We start from the raw sequence: 3,453 nt of genomic DNA on the forward strand, positions 1-3,453 counted from the left end.
CGGAACCAGCGCCGCTTCGGTGCCGGTGTGTCGTCGCCCGCCCCGTCCGCCTCGTCGAACAGCAGGTAAGTGACCGGTCCGGAGAGCTGGGACGCGGGGCCGGTCTCCGGTGCGGCGGTGACGAACATCAGCCGCCGTCCGCGGCCGGGGGACTCGATCGGCAGGACGCGGGTGCGGTAGAGGCCGTTCTCGCTGATCATCCCCTCGCGCTCGTAGAGGCTTACCAGAACCAGGCCCATGCGCCGCTCCAGTTCCTCCCCGTCCCGCATGTCCGACTGGTTCACCTGGGACCTGACGGTGATGCCGCCGCGGTCCTGCCAGGTGCAGGCCAGATCGAGCAGTTCCTCGGCCTCCTCCTGGCCGGTCGGGGCGGACCGCCAGAGGATCATCACGTGCTCCAGCTTTTCGGTGAACTCGTTCGCGGGCTTCCCGCGCGGCCGCCCGGTCGGCACCACCGGCGTCCCCAGTTCACCGCGGCAACCCCTCGCCGGGCAGCCCGGGTTCCGCGGATCGAAGCAGTTGCGGCACAAGGTGTAGCGGCAGACCTGGCACTGGAGGCCGATCGGGTTGGTCACGACCAGGCGCACCTGCGCGGCGATGTCGTGGCCCGAGTACCAGAACTGCGTGCAGCGGTTGCACTCGGTCGCGATGGGTGCGAAGTAGGGGTTCCCGTGCTGCTGCCGGGTGACCGGTTCGGCGATGTCGGGATCCGCGGTGCGGCGCATCCCGGTGTACAGGAGCGGCAGGGCGAGGCGGAACGCCTCGGCGGACCGGCCGTGCGCCCGCAGGTGGCGCAGGGTCGCGTCGAGCGCCGATCCGTACCGGCGCTCGCACCGCAACCGCTCGACCTCTTCCGTCAGTTCGGGCACGGGGCCGTCGTGCCCCGGGAAGTGAAATCCTTCGGTGTCGTACGCCGCCACTCCTGACTCCTCTCCTTGCCCTGCCGGTCGGGCGGACGGCCACGGTAGGTGCCGCGCTCGGGGACCGGTCCCGGTCGGGCGCGACCCGAGGTCGCAACCGCGTCGTCGCCCGCTCCGGTCCGGCGGGCCGCCCGTCGCCGGGACCGCTCCCAGCATGACCTGGGGAAATACGTGGGATGTTAATTAGTCAGGTGGATTGACAAATTGACAGGCGGTTGTCAGCATCGGCGCCGTTCGGAATCTCGAACGCCGCCGCTGCCCCACGGAGAGCCGCCATGCCCACCTGTCACGTCCGCAACCCAGGAACCGGCGAGCACCTGGGAGAGGTACCGCAGTTCACCCCCGAAGACGTCGATCACGTGGCCGAGTCGGCGGTACGCGGGCAGCGTGCCATGGCCGCCATGCCCGCCCACCAGCGGGCCGCCCGGCTGACCAAGGTCGCCGCCCTGCTCGACGCGCACACCCCCGAACTCGCCGCGCTGCTCGCCGCCGAGAACGGCAAGCCCCTGGCCCAGACATCGGACGAACTCGCCGCCGCCGCCCGCATCTTCCGCGGCTTCGCCGGGGAGGCGACCCGGCTGTTCGGACGCCAGATCCCCCTGGACGCCGTGCCCGGTCTGGAGCGCCACCTCGCCGTGACGCTCGTCGAGCCGCTCGGCCCGATCGCCGCCCTCGTCCCGTTCAACTACCCCGTCGAGCTGTACGCCCACAAGGCTGCCGCCGCCCTCGCCGCCGGCAACGCCGTCGTCGTCCAGGCGCCGCTGCGCTGCCCCCTGACTGTGCTGCGCGTCGCCGAACTCGTCGCCGCGGCGGGCTTCCCGCCGGAGACCCACCAGGTGTTCACCGGCGGCCCCGACGTCTCCCGCCGGCTCGCCGACGCCCCGGCCGTCGCGGCCGTCAGCCTCACCGGCAGCACCGCGGCGGGCCGCGAGATCGCCCGCCGTGCGGCGGCGACGCTGAAGAAGACCCACCTGGAGCTGGGCGGCAACGACGCGCTCATCGTCTGCGACGACGCCGACGTGGACGCCGCCGCCGAGGCGGTCGTCCTCGGCCGGCTCGCCCGCGGCAACGGCCAGATCTGCTGCGCCGTCAAGCGCGTGTACGTCCAGGACGCCGTGCACGACGAGTTCGTGGACGCCCTGCTGGCCCGCACCATCCGCCTCAACGTCGGGGACCAGCTGGAGCCCGGCACCGACGTCGGCCCGCTGATCAGCGAGGAGGCCGCGGAGCGGGTGGAGACCGCGGTGGCCGCGCTGATCAGGGACGGCGCGCGGCGGGCGGCCGGCGGCTGGCGCAGCAAGGCGTTCTACGAGCCGGCGGTGCTGGTCGACGTCCCCGACGGCAGTCCGGCGCTGGCCGAGGAGATCTTCGGCCCGGTCGCGCCCGTCGCCCGGTTCGCGGACCCGATGGACGCGGTCCGGATGGCCAACGACTCCCCGTACGGGCTGCAGGCCGCCGTCCACACCCGCGACCTGCGGCGGGCGTTCGCGATGGCCGGCCGGCTGCGGGTCGGCGGCGTCGTCATCAACGGCTCCACCGCCCTGCGCGCCGAGAACCTGCCGTTCGGCGGCCCCGGCGACACCGGCGGCAGCCGCGAGGGACTGCACGACACCGCGCGCGAGTTCACCCGCCAGAAGACCGTCATCGTGCAGGACGCCCTCGTATGAGCGCCCCGGAGAAGCGCGCCACCGGGCCCGAGGTGCTGCGGATGAGCGACGTGCACAAGTCGTACGGCCGCACGGAAGTGCTCCACGGCGTCGACCTCGTCGGACACGCCGGCGAGGTCCTCGCCCTCGTCGGCGCCAACGGGGCCGGGAAGTCCACCCTCATCAAGGTGCTCGCCGGGGCCGAGCCGATGAGCGCCGGTGAGCTGCGGGTGGGCGGCGAGCGCGTCGCGTTCGGCTCCCCGCACGCGGCGCAGGCCCACGGCATCCGCACCGTGCACCAGGAACTGACGCTGGTCCCCGAGCTGTCGGTCACCGAGAACCTGCTGCTCGGCAGGCTGCCCCGGCGGCTCGGCGGGCTCGTCGACTGGCGCGCCGCGCACGCCCGCGCCGCCGAACTCCTCGCGGGCATCGGCTTCGATGCCGTCGACCCGCGCGCGAGGGCCGGCCGGCTCAGCGTCGCCCGTCGGCAGATGGTGGAGATCGCCAAGGCGCTGGCGGGGGGCCGCCCCCGGGTCCTGATCCTCGACGAGCCCTCCGCGGTACTGGCGGGCACCGACCTCCAAGCGCTCTTCGCGCTCGTGCGGCGGCTGCGCGCCGAAGGCGTGCTGATCGTCTACGTGTCCCACCGGCTCGCCGAGATCGGGGAGCTGGCCGACTCGATCGCCGTGCTCAAGGACGGCCGGGTGGTGGCCCGTTCGCTGCCCGCGGACACCGACGAGGACCGGCTGATCCGGCTGATGGCGGGCCGCAGCACCGGGCAGTTGTACCCGGCGAAGCGCACCGGGCCGGGCGCGGCGCTGCTGGAGGTCGAGGGGCTGAGCCGGCCGGGGGAGTTCCGCGACGTGTCGTTCCGGCTGCACGCCGGC

Annotated in this window: 3 protein-coding genes; 2 read left to right on the forward strand and 1 reads right to left on the reverse strand. The window is 73.6% G+C overall.

All coding sequences use genetic code 11. The annotated features are described in order from the left end of the window. Nucleotides 1–920: hypothetical protein (locus H5J30_RS22785; RefSeq protein WP_181789248.1), on the reverse strand; the 920-nt coding region annotated here is incomplete at its 3' end. A gap of 275 nt (nucleotides 921–1,195) precedes the next feature. Between H5J30_RS22785 and H5J30_RS22790 the strand changes: the two genes are divergently transcribed. Together H5J30_RS22790 and H5J30_RS22795 are read left to right on the forward strand one after the other, a co-directional pair. Further along, nucleotides 1,196–2,587, forward strand: coding sequence for an aldehyde dehydrogenase family protein (locus H5J30_RS22790; protein WP_181789249.1), 1,392 nt, complete (start codon nucleotides 1,196–1,198; stop codon nucleotides 2,585–2,587). Next, a partial coding sequence (locus tag H5J30_RS22795) for an ATP-binding cassette domain-containing protein (RefSeq protein ID WP_181789250.1) occupies nucleotides 2,584–3,453 on the forward strand: 870 nt, incomplete at its 3' end. The genes H5J30_RS22790 and H5J30_RS22795, both read left to right, overlap by 4 nt.

Origin of the sequence: Streptomyces phytophilus (assembly GCF_013870535.1) — a bacterium.
In the GTDB taxonomy this organism is placed as follows: Bacteria; Actinomycetota; Actinomycetes; order Streptomycetales; family Streptomycetaceae; genus Streptomyces; species Streptomyces phytophilus.